Here is a 15,261-nt window from a genome sequence, read left to right as displayed (position 1 = left end):
CTCCGCTTCATGCGGCCGACCCGGCAAGTCCTAGTAGGCAGAACCGTTCAGACTTGCACTCAGAGGCGATGTCGTGACCGGGGTATTTACCGGGCTCCCAGCATCCCCGGCTCTCTGAAAAATACCTAATCCGATCACTTTGTCCCCGTCAACGTTTTTTGCGGTAATCCGATTTTTAAAACCCCGCCTGTATTCGCGGAAGTCACGAGTGCGGAATATCTTGCCAGGTAGCCGCTCGTGATTTTCGGCTCCGGCTGCACCCAATTTTGTTTTCTTCTTTGCAATTCCTCATCCGGAACATGGAGCTCAATCCTTCTGTTGATTAAATCAATCGTAATGCGGTCGCCGTTTTCGACAAGTGCGATCGGCCCGCCTTCCGCCGCTTCCGGTGAAATATGGCCGACGCAGATACCACGGGTTGCGCCGGAAAATCTGCCGTCCGTAATCAAGGCAACGGTTTTGCCAAGCCCCCGGCCCATAATGGAGGATGTTGGCGCGAGCATTTCCGGCATGCCCGGTCCGCCCTTTGGCCCTTCATAACGGATCACAACGACATGCCCTTCATGGACAAGACCACTGTCAATCCCTTTTTGAGCCTCTTCCTGGGATTCGAATACTATCGCTTCCCCAGTAAAGGTGTGAATATCCGGATCGACCGCTCCCACTTTGATAACAGCGCCGTCCGGGGCAATGTTACCATACAGGATGGACAAACCGCCGACCGGGCTGTAAGGATTTTCTTTCGGCCTGATCACTTCAGGATTACGGATTTCCGCATCTTTCACATTTTCATAGATGCTTTTGCCGGTGATCGTCAGCCGGCCGGGGTGAATCGCCCCTTCAATCTTGCAAAGTTCATGGACAATGGCGCTGATTCCGCCTGCAAGATGGACGTCGTGCATCGAGTAATCCGACGCCGGCATAATTTTCGCCAGATACGGGACTCTTTCTGCCACCTTGTTAATCCGTTCCAAATCGTAGTCAATTCCTGCTTCCCGGGCAATGGCCAGCGTATGTAGCACGGTATTGGTTGAACCGCCCATTGCCATATCAAGTGCGAAAGCATCATCAATCGCTTCTTCTGTGACAATATCGCGCGGCCGGATATCGTTTTTGATACAGTTCATTAAGTGCCCGACGGCTTCCCGGATAATGCGGTGCCGTTCCTCCGACGTGGCAACGATGGTGGCGTTGCCGGGCGGCGTCAGGCCAAGCATTTCCATTAATGAATTCATCGAGTTTGCCGTAAACATGCCTGAACACGATCCGCATGTCGGGCAGGCGCTCGTTTCCAGCATTTTCAGCTCTTCATAACTGATTTTTCCGGATTTATGGGCGCCAACGCCTTCAAATACCGATGTAAGGGACAATTGTTTTCCATCCGGCGCCATACCGGCTTCCATCGGTCCCCCGGAAACAAAGACTGCCGGTACATTTGTCCTCACAGCTGCCATCAACATGCCAGGGGTGATCTTGTCACAGTTTGGAATGTAAAAGACCCCGTCGAACCAGTGGGCATTGATGACCGTTTCGGCACTGTCGGCAATCAGTTCGCGGCTCGGAAGCGAATACCGCATGCCGATATGTCCCATCGCTATGCCGTCATCCACCCCAATCGTATTAAATTCAAACGGGACACCGCCCGCTTCCCTGATCGCCTCTTTTACTACTTCCGCAAACTTATTGAGGTGTCTGTGCCCCGGGATAATATCAATATAGGAATTGCACACCCCGATGAAAGGCTTGTCGAAGTCTTCCGTTTTCAGCCCTGCTGCATATAAAAGGCTTCGGTGCGGGGCACGGTCGATCCCTTTTTTGATCATGTCACTTCGCATTCCATCACTCCCATTCTATTGCCTGCGGGGTATTTCTTATGCCCGGTGAAAATCCGGTTCTTTAAATATCCGCCCGAAAAATTTTTTATATTCTTTAATTGTTGTCAATCATACGACTTTTGATTGCCGGGGTCAACCCTTTTCTGTCAACTTTTTTGACAATTTTGATTTAAAAATCTATTTGGAAACGCTTTCATTATTGATTTTATTGACTTTTCTTTTTTTCATTTTTTGAATTGCTCAGGATGGACTCCTGATTTTTTAGCTGGTTCTACTTGCTGCTCGGCCGTTCTTATTTTTAGTTCACGCTTGTATTGGCCGGGTTTTGACTTATCCAAAAACGGCATCATTTTGCGGCTTCTGTCCATTTTGATCGCGGGCACGGGGTTAAAAATTTTCCGAAAGAGATGTTGACAGATGAAATGTTCAGTGATAATCTTATTTTCAAATAATATGAAAAACAAAAGTCGAGGACGGGAAGAGTAAGTTTGGATCTTGTTCCCCAGAGAGTTGGCATATTGCTGAAAGCCAATGTTCAAGGCCATTCCGAAGATCATCCCCGAGATGCAAAGCTGAAGTTTTTAGTAGGCTTTGACGGTGATTCCCCCGTTAAGAAAGGAACACGTATGTTGGTACGTTGAATGAGGTGCCGCACGTTTCTGTGCGGAATAAGGGTGGTAACGCGAGCAAACTCGTCCCTGTTTCAGGGGCGGGTTTTTTGTTTTTCTCTACATTATTGCATCGAAAGGAAGCGGACATCGGATGAAAAGAAACGAAGTATTGTTTATCGGCTTTATGTTGTTTTCCATGTTTTTCGGAGCCGGGAATTTAATTTTCCCTCCTTTTCTCGGTATTCAGTCAGGATCGTCTTACTGGCCGGCAATGGCAGGGTTTATCGTAACGGGAGTCGGGCTGCCGGTGCTCGTTATCGCCGCAGTTTCGTTTGTAGACGGCGGCATCCAGGCGATCGGGAACCGTGTCCATCCGGTCTTCAGTACGGTATTTACCGTGATTGTCTATTTATGTATCGGGCCGTTTTTGGCTATCCCGAGAAATGCAAACGTTGCTTATGAAATGGGGGTTAAACCGTTTCTTTCCGGGTCCGCCCACAGTTCGCCGGTCTCTTTATTGTTGTTCAGCGTCGTCTTTTTCCTGCTCGTCTATTTGACTAGTTTAAATCCTGACAAAATGTCAAATACGCTCGGGCGCTGGATTACACCGGTATTATTGCTGGCAATGGCCGTCCTTTGCGCAGCCGGTTTCTTCAAACTCTCCGGCCGCCCGTTTACGGCGCCGCTAGCCGGATACCAGACCGGTTCTTTCTATAAAGGTTTTATTGACGGATACTCCACGATGGATGCGCTCGCCTCCCTGGCGTTTGGCATCGTCATTTTAACAGCGGTCAAACATCGCGGCATCGCTAACCGGAAACAAATGACGGCCTATACATTAAAAGCCGGGTTGATTGCCGGCGCGATTTTGGCACTCGTCTATGTCGCACTCGGATTGATCGGCGCAAAAATGGCTTCAAGCGGCACGTTCCAAAATGGCACCGATGTCCTGACGGCAGTGTCTTCCCTGCTATTCGGGCAGGCTGGAAAAATACTGCTTGGTTTTATCTTTATGCTGGCCTGTTTTACAACCGTCGTCGGCTTAACGACAGCGTGCGGACAATATTTTTCCAATCTGGTGCCGAAATTCAGCTACCATGGTGTTGTCATTGCCGTTACCCTTACCGGCTTTACGCTGTCCAATCTCGGGCTCAATACCATTTTAAAATTTTCTGTCCCGTTTTTGGAAATGGCTTATCCGGTTACGATCATGCTCGTTGTCCTGACATTTTTCCACACGGCATTCCGCGGCTCGAAGAAAGTATACGGCTTTGCATTGTTGTTTACAGGCGTGTTTGCTTTAATCGAAGGGCTGAAAGGATTCGGCGTCCCGCTTGGCTTTATCGGGGCATTCGCCCAAAAACTGCCGCTTGCCTCCGCCGGCCTTGAATGGGTAGTGCCAGCCCTGTGTGGAACTGCCATCGGGCTTTTATTCAGCCGGCTGGAACACCGCACAAAAGAAACACGTGCCGTCCAGGCAAGGGAACAAAGCTTGTAGCGGCCCGGAAAAGCTTCGCGGGGCAGCCTGGTCTTGCCTTTCCCGCGGAACGGACCATTAGGCGATGCATTTTCCCCCGGGCGGAATTTATGGGAAATTGCGGGCGCCCGGCGCAAAGCCCGTAACCGGACCATCAAACGATTAAATTTTTCAGCCGTAAAAAAAGCCCTGCCGGTAAAAAAAATGCCGCTGAAAAAGTCCAAAAGAAAACAAAAAAAACGGTGAGACACACCATTAATAGTGTCTCACCGTTTTTTTGCACATCACTTTTTTAGTGCTCTCCCCAAAAAAGTGCGGGGCCTTTTTGATGGTTTCTATAATATCACTGTTAATACAGCTTAATTTCCTTGTTTAAATCATCATACTGAATATATTTTTTCAATGCCTGCTGTAATGTCCCTGTCGTTTCTGCTTTATTTTCAAAGGAAAGGCCACTTGTGACCATCTGCCTTACAATTTCCGGGCGCAAGCCGGTGATGACCACTTTGCATCCCATCATCGAAGTGCCGTCTATCATCTTAAAAATATGGTCGACTACATCCATCTCTACTTCTGCAATGCCGGAGAAATCCATGATCAACGTTTGGATATGCAGCCGCCCCACCTCAAGCAAAACTTTTTCTTCCAAAATATTGGTGCGGAACATGTCAATAGAACCGATTAACGGCAAAATACAGACGCTCGATGTAATTGGAATGATCGGGACGGAGAGGTTTTCCACCAATCTTTTTTGCTGGTCGATCAGCTCATCTTTATAGGTAGAATACCGGATAAAAAAGTGATTTAAAAATTGGTCAATACGGTCATTGATTTTTTTCTCCATGTCAAAAAAGTAGTCCTGGTCTACTTCAATCCCTTTTTCTTCCCCGTACTTTCTAAGGAATACCCATAATGTCCGGCGGATCGCCTGCACCCACTCCAGTTTCAGTCCGAGCGTCAAAGAATGAGTTGCCCAGGCAATCCCTTCCTGGCGGGCAAAGGCGACCAATTCCTCATCCTGCTGCTCGACGACATACGTCACAATTTTAAAAGCATTGTTCAACAAATCAATGTTCCCTATTCTTAAAATTTCATCAATTTTATCCTTAACATTTACAGCTTCATTTAATAACTTCTGTTCGAAGCTGTTTCTATTTTTTTTAAGGTATGCGATAATTTCTTCTTGTTCATTTACAATCGATCTCATTTCTCCACACCTCATCTATTATGATAAAAGGATGGCTGTTGAAGCGGCGGCCGCCCGCGTTTTTTGCGGCCTGTCCGAAGCGCAGCCAGGACAGGGAAAAATGGCCCCGCCTCTAAAAGAATACCATTCTTATACCCCATACACCAAATAAATAAACATGCTTTCTATATAAAATGAACTTAAATTCTTGCATCAAGCCCTGGCACCAATTGCATGAGGATGACTTTTTGCAGCAGGCAACTGAGCGGCAATATCATGAATAAGAGATCATATATTTTCATCCAGGTCTCCCTTCGGCCCTGAAAAAAGCGGCCGTGGACAAATTTGCACCGGCTGATTCGCATTTGTTGCGGCATGGGCGGCGATGCACGACAGGGGGCCCTATGGCGTTCCCCATTCGGCTAAGTTTTTCCTTTCCAACCGGCAAAAAAGCCGCTCAATCCAAAGCGGCTTAAATGGCTGTTTTTCTTTTTTCTCTTGAAACCAGTTGTGTGGTTATTTTTTTCCACGCTGCTTTTGTATCCTGAAAATCACGGTAATGCTGTCTGACGTTGCGGTGGTACTGCTCGAATTCCTCCAGCACATTCATAAAATCGTCCCGTCCGAAGTAGCGACAAACTTTCGGAAGCGTCTCTTTCAGCCGGGCGCGCACTTCCGCCATTTTTTCATCATAGTTTTCCCTGTCAGTGATATACACATAAAGCGGCTTGTACCGGATCCAGCCGACACATGCTTTGTAAAAACGTTCCACGACCTGTTTCGTATCCGCTTTAATATAGCTTAAATTGGTCGGCAGCACCCCGAGCAGCAAATGCTGGTAAGCGCCGAAACCGTCATGGAAAGTATAGGCCGGCACGCGCAACACAGTCCGGTCTGTCAGGCATGTGCCCAAGAAAGTATCCTCGCCCCGTGCATTCGGCGGATTGTAAAACGGTTGTACACGGTCCGGATCTGTTAAATTCAGCGTCAAATTCGATCCTGAAATAAATTTTGCCCTGTTGATCTCCGGCACTTCTTCCGCTTCATCCTTTACCAGCACACCTGTATCGGCATATGTCACCCCGCCGTTTTTCATCACGCTTTTTATCGTATCCCAATTGACAATATCGTTGCTCAGCGCCTCAATGAGCGTGCGGAAATCTTTTTCTTGCAGGACCTCATTGAAAGAAATGAATGGAATCGGGGAAATGTAGCCGCAATGATATCCGTTCGTAATATCGGCATGCCGGATATGTTCCAAATGTTTTCGGAGCACTTCCTGGCCGCCCCAGACAGCCGTTTTTCTACTCTTTGTCACGGCAACCGGATACTCATCATCATCAAGAAAAATGAGATAATCGATGCCTCTTTTTAACGCCTCATAAACGATTACATTGCGTTTGGACGCATATCCTTCGCCGAACAAAAGGCCTGCTTCTTTTCTGCTCATGCCCATTTGTGAGACGAGTTCCTCGGTTGCTTTACGCGTCTCCTTCTCCCCGATAAAATAAGCCTGGTCAATATCTTCCATGCATTCCGTTTCAATATATACAAAGTCTTCAGGCTCTGCATTTTCGTAGTGCAAATCATAGGCAACAAACAAATGCAGCTTGATCCTGTCGCTTTCCGTCAGTTCGGATTCCTTCAGGTTATACATATACGTTTTTAAAACGTTTTTAAAACTTTTTCTTCCTGTTGCAAATCCGATGCCCACATTGATTTCCTTTGCCATCTTTTCCCTCTCCTTTTGCATTTCTATTTCCTTATACCCTGTTTGCATGCGAACCGAAACATGGCATAAATTCCCCGGCTTGCGGGTAAACTTCGATTATGTTGCGTACAATGTTTTAATTTGGATGAAAAAGTGTAAAAAGAAAAAAAGGATGTGTCAAATTTTTTCCGGAAGCAGCAGGCTTTTTCGCAGCGGCCGGGAAAAACGGGCACATGAAAAAAGGAGCAAAACAATGGCTGGGCAAATACCAAATGAAAAAACGATTGATGATACCATTGATTTGATGAAAGAAGGGTATCTCTACATTAAAAACCGGACGGACGATTACCATGCAAATTTGTTTGAAACCCGTCTGCTCGGACAAAAAGCGGTGTGCATCAGCGGCGAGGAAGCGGTCAAAATGTTTTATGACCCGGAAAAATTCAAAAGAAACGGGGCTGTGCCGAAACGGGTGCAAAAAACATTGTTTGGCGAAAATGCGATCCAGACGCTCGATGGAAAAGAACATCTCCACCGGAAAGCGCTGTTTTTATCACTGATGGGGCCGGATGCGCAGCAGCATTTGGCACAAATGGTTCGGGCAGCGTGGGAAGCGCGCATCCCCGAGTGGGAGCAAAAAGACCGTATTGTTTTGTTCGACGAGGCGAAACTGCTGCTTTGCCGCTGTGCATGCAAATGGGCCGGTGTTCCGCTCCGCGAAGAAGAAGCCGAGAAACGGGCGCAGGAATTCATCGATATGGTCTATGCATTCGGGGCAGTAGGGCCACGGCACTGGAAAGGAAGGACAGCAAGAAACAGCACGGAAGACTGGATCCGGACGGTCATTGAAGATGTGCGGGCCGGCAAAATTGAAGCAAAAGACGGTTCTCCTTTAAAAGAGATGGCGTTTTACGAAGATGCGCAAGGCCGCAGGTTCAATGCGCAAATGGCTGCCGTCGAACTGATCAATGTCATCCGCCCGGTCACCGCCATTGCCACCTTCATTACTTTCGCGGCGCTTGCCCTGTTCGAACATCCGCGCGCAAGAGACTGGGTACAGAACGGGGACAAACAACACATCGATTGGTTTACACGGGAGGTCAGGCGTTTTTACCCGTTCGGCCCGTTTTTAGGGGCAAAAGTCCGGAAAAGTTTTACATGGAACGGCTATCCATTTGACGAAGGCCTGCTCGTCCTTCTCGATATGTACGGAACAAACCGGGATCCTGCCATTTGGGGTGACCCGGACGTTTTCAGTCCTGAACGCTTCCGCGACTGGGACGGCAGCCTGTACAACTTTATTCCGCAGGGCGGGGCAGACCCGGCAAAAGGGCACCGCTGCCCGGGCGAAGGCATCACGCAGGAAATTATCGAAGCCTCCCTTGACTTTCTTGTGAATGCCATCGACTACGACGTGCCGGCCCAGGATTTAAGCGTGCCGCTCAATAAAATGCCGACTTTGCCAGAGAGCGGCTTTATTCTCCAACATGTGAAAAAGAAAACGCCTGCCAGTTGATGGCGGGCGTTTTCTTTTTTTCTTAATCGTCGCTTCCCAAAATGCCGAGAATTTGCAAAATGTAAATAAACAGGTTGATAAAATCAAGGTACAGGCTTAAAGCCAGAAGCGGGACCATTTCCTCGGAAATGCCATGGTGCTTCATTTGGTTAAAGTCAAAAACCACATACAGGGAAAAAACAATCGCGCCAATGAAGGAATACGCGAGCATCCCGGTTGAAGTTAGCGGGCTAAAAATGCTGAATATTCCGATGAAGATCAGTGCCAGCAATGCGACAAGCAATGCGGTGCTTAAAAAGCCAAGATCCCTTTTGGTAACGGCCCCAATGACACCCATCACGGCAAAAATGCCGAACGTGGAACCAAAAGCGAGCAGCACGACTTCAGCACCAGCCTGGGATGCATAATAAGCCACAATCGGATATGTCGTAATGCCGGAAATAAAGGTGAAGGCATAAACGAACATATACCCGACGCTCTTTTTCCTCCTTAACCAGAAAGCGGCAATGACCATTACAATTTCCGCGACCATCAACGGCATCATGAGCGCAGGCGGAATAAATCTTCCCGTATATAAACCCGCGGTTGCAAACAGCAGTGAAACAGCAAAGACGCCAAGCACTTTCTGGAACACAGGCCTTGATTGTACAGCCTCCATAAAACCCCTCCTTGTTTTTCTTAGTACTATTATATTTTCACATCGCCCCTGATTTCAATCTTTCCGTCCCATTTTAAAAAATAATGCGAGTGCCCTTGACAAAAATGGGCGAAACATTTAAAGTGTATTTAAACTAAATAATATTTAAAATTCTTATCCAGAGAGGTGGAGGGACTGGCCCTTTGAAGCCTCGGCAGCGGTCTTTTTTTAAAGAACTGTGCCAATTCCAGAAAGCAATTGCTTGAAGATAAGAAGAGCGGACGGTTCTATTTTGCAATCCAAACCTCTTCTTATTGCCGAAGAGGTTTTTTTGATGGGCCTATGCAGCTAAAAGCAATTTCTTTCTGCGCACAGCAGCTGTTTAAAAAAATATGCAGAAAGAGGGAATCATGATGACAAAAACATTAACAAAAGCGCCGTACAGAGCAGACATTGTCGGAAGTTTTTTGCGCCCGGCCCGGCTGCACGATGCGCGGGAAAAATTTGCAGCGGGCACCATTTCGGCGGAAGACTTGCGTGCAATTGAAAATGAAGAAATCCGCCATCTTGTCGACAAACAAATTGAAGCCGGCCTCGAAGCAGTAACAGACGGGGAATTCCGTCGGAGATTCTGGCATACGGATTTCATGGAGCATTTGAACGGGGTGGAAGGGTATGTACCGAACCATGGATACCGGTTTGTTGGCATTGAAACAGAAGCTTATGACGTCCGGGTAACCGGAAAAATCTCCTTTAACCCGGACCATCCGCACATAAAAGATTTTATTGCGCTGAAAGAAATCGCCGGGGACAGGGCGATTGCGAAAATGACCATTCCAAGCCCGAATCAGTTTTTCAATGCCGGGATCCGCAATGAAGACATTTACCCGGATCTTGAAGGATACACAAATGATATTATCCAAACTTACCGGGATGCGATCAAAGCTTTTTATGATGCCGGCTGCCGCTACTTACAGCTGGATGATGTCTATCTTGCCGGCCTGTGTGCACCGAAACTGCCGTTTGCAGACAGTGAGCTCGAGAGGGAAAGATTGATTGATCTCGCTTTGCATGTAGCTAACAGCGTACTGGAAGGCAAGCCGGATGACCTGACCATCACAACCCATCTGTGCCGTGGCAACTACCAGTCGAAATGGGCTTTTGAAGGCCCGTATGATAAAATTGCCCCGAAAATCTTTGCAAACGAAAAAGTAGACGGGTTTTTCCTTGAATACGACGATGAGCGTTCCGGCGGGTTTGAACCGTTAAAATACATTCCGGAAGGCGGACCGAGAGTCGTGCTTGGCATTTTTACATCGAAAAAGGGAGAGCTTGAAGATAAGGAACTGATCAAAAAACGAATTCAAGAAGCATCCAGATATGTACCGCTCGAACAGCTTTGCATCAGCACCCAGTGCGGCTTCTCCTCCACCCACCACGGCAATCTTTTATCGGAAGAACAACAGTGGGAAAAAGTAAAATATATTGTGGATACCGCAAAGGAAATTTGGGGATAAACCGGAAAAACCCGCTGGGCAGCCAGCGGGTTTTTTATCCGTCAGGACCGTGATTCAAGCACGAATCCCTTTTTCTTTTCATACAAGCTGTTTGTTCATAATTGAAGCGCACAGCCAGCTTTAATGCGAATGCTGGGCACGACCAACACTCCGTCGAACCCCGTGTGTGCGGGCTGCTTCTTCAGCCGGTGATTTAATGAAAAGCGTAATCGCAAAAGAGATCAGGCAGAGAATCGTGATCGCATGGAATGTCGGCATAAAGCCCCCGAGAAGAGAAGCAATGACCGATCCGGATAATGCGCCGATGCCGAACCCTTGGTAAATCACTGAATAATTGGCGCTTTGATTTTTCAGACCGAAGAAGTCTGAAATAATAGCCGGAAATACGGTGACATTTCCGCCGAAACCGAAAGCAATCGCTGCAACACAGATAAAGAACAAGGCGAAATTTAAGTGGGCATAGCTTAAAACGGAAACCGCAATGGCCGTTGCAAGCAGCGTCCCTGATACCACTTTCATTCTTCCAACATGGTCTGATAAACCGCCGAGAATGAGCCGTCCGATTGTGTTAAAAACGGCAATGAGTGCAACTGCATTGCTGGCCGTCGCAACATCCAGCCCGACAAGCCTCGTGCCAATGTCTTTTACAAGGCTGATCAGATACAAACCACTCATACATGCAGTGAAGAATACGATGAATAAAAGGTAAGCTTGTTTCGTTTTGAGCATTTCTTTGATGGTAAAATCTTTTCCGGCCGGTTGTTTGGATACAGTACCGGATGTGGTTGCATTTTCTGCTTCTTTCAAGAGGAAAGATCCGCCGGTGATCATGACAATCGCAATCACTCCCCAGCAAAGGAAAGCCTGTGTGACGCCAAACGAACTGAGGACGGCACCGTTTATAAACTTAAATACCAGGCTGCCAGTCCCGTACGCCCCGACGGAGATGCCTGAAACGAGGCCTTTTTTATCCGGAAACCATTTCATTAAATTGGATAAAGTCGTGATGTAAGCTGTCCCGTCAGCATAACCAACGATAAGCCCTGCCAACAGATAGAGCATCCAAAGTGTAGGTGCAAATGCACTCAAGATTAATCCTGCGCCAAGCAAAATGCCGGAAAAAGCAACCAAGCGGCGCAGACCCCATTTTGCCTGTAATTTTGTGGCAAACAACGTCGATACCGCAAGTGCCAGGCTTAAAATGGAAAATGTCGTCGATACGGCACTCAATTGCCATCCAAATTTATCAACAAGCGGCTGGTTAAACAAACTCCAAGTATAAACCGTCCCAAGCCCCATTTGCACAATCATCGTCCCCAATACAATCAGGCTGCGGTTTGCTTTTTGTTCTAACATGTCCGGTTCCTCCCGTTTCTTCTGTCCTTTTCTACAGCTCAAATTATAGTACGAAAATAAGGAGGGAACGCATTTTCGGAACGAGAATGCTTTAAAAAGGAATAAACGGTATACAAAAAGGAATGGACGGCATAGGACCAACCGCTTCCTGAAACTTTCGCGCTATATGTCCATTCAAGATGGCATATGGATAGATGCAGACATGCCAACTTTTATGCGCAAACGGTATGACCGGAAGCAAGCCATAACCGCTTTTTCAGTGCAACCCCTTGGAGGATGGCCTATCGGAAAGCAGGCATTCTAACTTTTCACGTGCGAACGGCCGCAGTGCGCAAAACAGACCATGCTAATTTTGTCACGCCCGTCCTGGAAAAACAGGAAAAGCCGGCATGCACTTTTCGTGTTCATGCCGGCCGCTTTTCACTTTCGTTTAAAAATGCATCAGCGCTTTAAACTGTTTCACATTTCTTCTGCTTACCGGAATTTCCGCATCCATCCCGTTTAAGCGGAGTAAATACGTTTGATTGAACCACGGCACAATTTCCCGGATTTTTGTTAAATTCACTAGATAAGAACGATGGCAGCGAAAGAAAAGATCCTCAGGCAAAAGAGACTGGAACTCTGATATCGCCATGGGCATTTCAAACGTTTCCTGTTGTGTATAAACAAGCGTGATTTTCTCCTGGGCGGCGCAGTAAAAAATATCGTTTGCATCCGCCACAATAATTTTCTCGCCCTTGCGCAAGTTCACCCGCTCTTTCCGGTGCAGCCCGCCGTTTCGCGGCACAGCCCCTTCTTCCCCCAGCAATGAATGCTCTCTTTTATACGCAGCCTCGAGCCTTTTCAACATGGCGGCAATTCTTTTTTCTTCATACGGTTTTAAAATATAATCAAATGCTTCTAGTTCAAAAGCCTGGACGGCGTGTTCCTTATAAGCCGTTGTAAAAATAATATACGGTTTATGCGCAAATTTGCTGATGCTGCCTGCCAGCAGCATGCCATCCAGGGAAGGAATATTAATATCGAGAAAAATCGCATCTGTTTCATGTTCCTGCAAAAATTTCAACACATCCAGCCCATCTTCAAAACAATCGGTAATTTCAATCTCACTGTACGTTTCAATCAAATACGCCAATTCTTCACGTGCCGGTATTTCGTCTTCCACTATAATGGCTTTCATATTCTCCCACCTTCGGAACCTCAAAATAAACTTCTGTTCCGGGATTCAGCCTTCTAATGACCAGACCGTTTCCATAAATCAGTTTGACACGGCGATGGACATTATAAAGGCCAATCTGTGTGACCGGCATATTATCCTGATAAACATGCTCAATCACTTCTTTCGGAATGCCTGCCCCTGTATCCGTCACACTGATGCGTACTTTATCTCCTGCCTCTTTGACGGAGATTTTTACGACTCCTGGCTCTTTTACTTTTAAAATCCCGTGGTTGATCGCATTTTCCACAAGCGGCTGGATAATTAGGCTCGGAATCAGCATGGATACGACGTCAATCTCATATTCAACCTGCAGGCGGCTGCCGAACCTCGCTTTTTCAATCTCAATATAGTCGCGTACTTGCTGCAGTTCTTTATTAATATCAATAAAATCGTCGGTCAATTCAAGATTATAACGCATAAAACCGGATAAGTTCATGATTAATTTTCTTGCTTTATCGGGATTTCTGCGGGTCGTGGAAGCAATTGCATTTAGCGCATTAAACAAAAAATGCGGGTTGATTTTTGTCTGGAGCGCCTTCCACTCCGCTTTATTGGCTTCTTCTTTGATTTCTTCGATGCGCGAAATTTCCATGAGCGTCGAAATCATCTGGGCAAGGCCGATTGCCATTGTCTGCAGGGAATAGGTGATTTTGTTCGCTTTTTTATAATAAATTTTCAATGTGCCGGTGACTTCATCCCGCTCTTTTAACGGAATAATCAGCAGGCACTGGATCTGCGGGGTCTGCTGGTCTTGGATATGGTTGCGGATCGTGATTTCCCCGCTTTTGATCGCAGTTTTTGTCAGATCACTGATAATTTCATGACCGATCTGGTACCTTTCCTGCCCGAATCCGACATAAGCCAGGATTTTTTTCGTATCGGTGATGGCAACCGCATCGGCGCGAATCTCGTTTTTAATAATGGCGCAGATTTTTTCTAACGATTCTGCATTGATGGCGCGGAAATAAGGCATCGTTTTATTGGCAATATCAAGCGCCAGTTTCGCCTGTTTTGCCGCCACAAATTCCTTCTCGCCCTCCACGCTTTTAATCAGCAGAACAATCAATCCGATATTGACGTCCCCCGCGATCATCGGGAAGGCAATTTTGGACACAATATCCACACCGGTGCTGAACGGGTGGGCAAAAACAAGAATCAAAAGCATGGTTAATATTTCACAAAACATCCCGGCTGCGATCCCGACGAACCAGCGCCAGGAATTTTTCACTTTCCTGCTGATCAGGCCGGAAATGACGCCGGCTGTAATACTCGTAATCAAGCACGGGATGGATGTCACCCCGCCAATATCTATTAAATAACGGTGCAACCCGGAGACAATGCCTGTGATAATGCCAACCCACGGGCCGAACAGGATGCCGCCTGATACGATAGCAATAATCCGCACGTTGACAAGCGACCCGTCCACCTTAATGCCAGAGTAAGTCGCAAAGATTGCAAAACTGCAAAAGACGGCAGTGATAAAACTCAGTTCAAAAACAGACGGCTGCTCTTGTTGAAAAATTTCTTTAAAACGCGGAATTCGCGTGATAAAAAATAAGCAAGTTAATAAAAGGGCAGCCCTCTCAAATATTTCCAGCAACATTTCAAATGACGTTTCCACTGCGCTCCCCCCCTCGTGAATGCCGGAAACTGCTTCTCAAGGCCGGATCTGGCGCCTATTTTCAATGTTTCCTAACAATTTGGCCGGTCTGGACCGTGAAGTTCGTGATAAAAGTCTATATAAAATGAACTTAAGTTTTTACATCTAGCCCGAGCATCCATTTGTTTGAGCACTACTTTTTGCGGTAGGCAAGAGAGCGGTAATATTTTGTTCATTTTATATAGCATCTATTTTTCAATGTTTCCTAACTCCAGTTTACTAAATTCCCCGCACAGTTGGTATGAAATTTAATGGAATTTATGACGGCGGTTTTTGCAAACGCAGAAAAGGCCTGTGTTTTTGTGAAAAATGAACATAGTGCAGTCCTATGTAAAAAGCGATGATATTTTCATCGAATGTTAACGCGGGACGTTTCTAAGTTCGGGAAGGCACCCAAATTTTTGCTTTTGCTTAATGTAGAGCGCTTCTATGTTAAGGAAGCGGTCCAGTTTTTCGCCTTTCCTTAATGTAGAGCGCCTCTATGTTAAGGAAGCAGTCCAGTTTTTCGCCTTTCCTTAATGTAGAGCGCCTCTATG

General features: G+C 46.8%; 10 protein-coding genes, 1 riboswitch and 1 other annotated feature. Of the genes, 3 read left to right on the top strand and 7 right to left on the bottom strand.

The features are described 5' to 3' along the window. Window positions 1–134: 134 nt before the first annotated feature. On the bottom strand, window positions 135–1,835 hold the full coding sequence (ilvD, locus tag BCOA_RS27680; protein WP_014097313.1) for a dihydroxy-acid dehydratase: 1,701 nt from the start codon (window positions 1,833–1,835) through the stop codon (window positions 135–137). 461 nt (window positions 1,836–2,296) lie between these two features. Next, window positions 2,297–2,538 (top strand) — a binding site (T-box leader). Window positions 2,539–2,597: 59 nt separating this feature from the next. On the opposite strand from ilvD, the gene brnQ reads away from it, so the two are divergent. Continuing rightward, window positions 2,598–3,944: a branched-chain amino acid transport system II carrier protein gene (gene brnQ, locus BCOA_RS27670; protein ID WP_014097312.1), complete on the top strand. Its 1,347-nt coding sequence runs from the start codon at window positions 2,598–2,600 to the stop codon at window positions 3,942–3,944. Between the two features lie 328 nt (window positions 3,945–4,272). Here brnQ and BCOA_RS27660 read toward each other — a convergent pair whose 3' ends face one another. Together BCOA_RS27660 and BCOA_RS27655 are read right to left on the bottom strand one after the other, a co-directional pair. Next, window positions 4,273–5,130 carry an STAS domain-containing protein gene (locus BCOA_RS27660; RefSeq protein ID WP_014097311.1) on the bottom strand — a complete coding sequence of 286 codons (858 nt, stop codon included), beginning with the start codon at window positions 5,128–5,130 and terminating at the stop codon, window positions 4,273–4,275. A 451-nt stretch (window positions 5,131–5,581) separates the two neighbouring features. Beyond that, window positions 5,582–6,841, bottom strand: coding sequence for a hypothetical protein (locus tag BCOA_RS27655; protein WP_014097310.1), 1,260 nt, complete (start codon window positions 6,839–6,841; stop codon window positions 5,582–5,584). 232 nt (window positions 6,842–7,073) lie between these two features. Between BCOA_RS27655 and BCOA_RS27650 the strand changes: the two genes are divergently transcribed. Then, window positions 7,074–8,336, top strand: coding sequence for a cytochrome P450 (locus BCOA_RS27650; protein ID WP_014097309.1), 1,263 nt, complete (start codon window positions 7,074–7,076; stop codon window positions 8,334–8,336). Window positions 8,337–8,358: 22 nt separating this feature from the next. Here BCOA_RS27650 and BCOA_RS27645 read toward each other — a convergent pair whose 3' ends face one another. Next, entirely contained in the window at window positions 8,359–8,994 is a 636-nt protein-coding gene (locus BCOA_RS27645) for a Bax inhibitor-1/YccA family protein (RefSeq protein ID WP_014097308.1), read from the bottom strand. Window positions 8,995–9,144: 150 nt separating this feature from the next. Further along, a riboswitch (SAM riboswitch) is annotated at window positions 9,145–9,248 on the top strand. Window positions 9,249–9,386: 138 nt separating this feature from the next. Here BCOA_RS27645 and BCOA_RS27640 point away from each other — a divergent pair. Then, window positions 9,387–10,490: a 5-methyltetrahydropteroyltriglutamate--homocysteine S-methyltransferase gene (locus BCOA_RS27640; protein WP_014097307.1), complete on the top strand. Its 1,104-nt coding sequence runs from the start codon at window positions 9,387–9,389 to the stop codon at window positions 10,488–10,490. A gap of 120 nt (window positions 10,491–10,610) precedes the next feature. Here BCOA_RS27640 and BCOA_RS27635 read toward each other — a convergent pair whose 3' ends face one another. The 3 genes from BCOA_RS27635 to BCOA_RS27625 form a co-directional block, all read right to left on the bottom strand. Continuing rightward, the gene (locus tag BCOA_RS27635) at window positions 10,611–11,846 is read right to left on the bottom strand and encodes an L-lactate MFS transporter (RefSeq protein ID WP_014097306.1); all 1,236 of its coding nucleotides are present in this window, start codon (window positions 11,844–11,846) and stop codon (window positions 10,611–10,613) included. A 430-nt stretch (window positions 11,847–12,276) separates the two neighbouring features. Next, window positions 12,277–13,026, bottom strand: a complete 750-nt coding sequence (locus tag BCOA_RS27630) for a LytR/AlgR family response regulator transcription factor (protein ID WP_014097305.1) — start codon at window positions 13,024–13,026, stop codon at window positions 12,277–12,279. Continuing rightward, a complete protein-coding gene (locus BCOA_RS27625) occupies window positions 12,986–14,686 on the bottom strand; it encodes a sensor histidine kinase (protein ID WP_014097304.1) in 1,701 nt (566 codons plus the stop codon). The genes BCOA_RS27630 and BCOA_RS27625 overlap by 41 nt, the downstream gene beginning before the upstream one ends. Window positions 14,687–15,261 lie beyond the last annotated feature (575 nt).

This window comes from Heyndrickxia coagulans 36D1 (assembly GCF_000169195.2).
Lineage (GTDB): Bacteria > Bacillota > Bacilli > Bacillales > Bacillaceae_C > Weizmannia > Weizmannia faecalis.
The sequence above is the reverse complement of the archived record's forward strand: the minus strand, read 5'-3'. Positions and strand labels throughout refer to the sequence as shown.

What these genes read in the sequence shown, in the direction of transcription:
- ilvD (WP_014097313.1), bottom strand. Translation starts at nt 1,835, where the DNA reads ATGCGAAGTGACATGATCAAAAAAGGGATCGACCGTGCCCCGCACCGA.
- brnQ (WP_014097312.1), top strand. Translation starts at nt 2,598, where the DNA reads ATGAAAAGAAACGAAGTATTGTTTATCGGCTTTATGTTGTTTTCCATG.
- BCOA_RS27660 (WP_014097311.1), bottom strand. Translation starts at nt 5,130, where the DNA reads ATGAGATCGATTGTAAATGAACAAGAAGAAATTATCGCATACCTTAAA.
- BCOA_RS27655 (WP_014097310.1), bottom strand. Translation starts at nt 6,841, where the DNA reads ATGGCAAAGGAAATCAATGTGGGCATCGGATTTGCAACAGGAAGAAAA.
- BCOA_RS27650 (WP_014097309.1), top strand. Translation starts at nt 7,074, where the DNA reads ATGGCTGGGCAAATACCAAATGAAAAAACGATTGATGATACCATTGAT.
- BCOA_RS27645 (WP_014097308.1), bottom strand. Translation starts at nt 8,994, where the DNA reads ATGGAGGCTGTACAATCAAGGCCTGTGTTCCAGAAAGTGCTTGGCGTC.
- BCOA_RS27640 (WP_014097307.1), top strand. Translation starts at nt 9,387, where the DNA reads ATGACAAAAACATTAACAAAAGCGCCGTACAGAGCAGACATTGTCGGA.
- BCOA_RS27635 (WP_014097306.1), bottom strand. Translation starts at nt 11,846, where the DNA reads ATGTTAGAACAAAAAGCAAACCGCAGCCTGATTGTATTGGGGACGATG.
- BCOA_RS27630 (WP_014097305.1), bottom strand. Translation starts at nt 13,026, where the DNA reads ATGAAAGCCATTATAGTGGAAGACGAAATACCGGCACGTGAAGAATTG.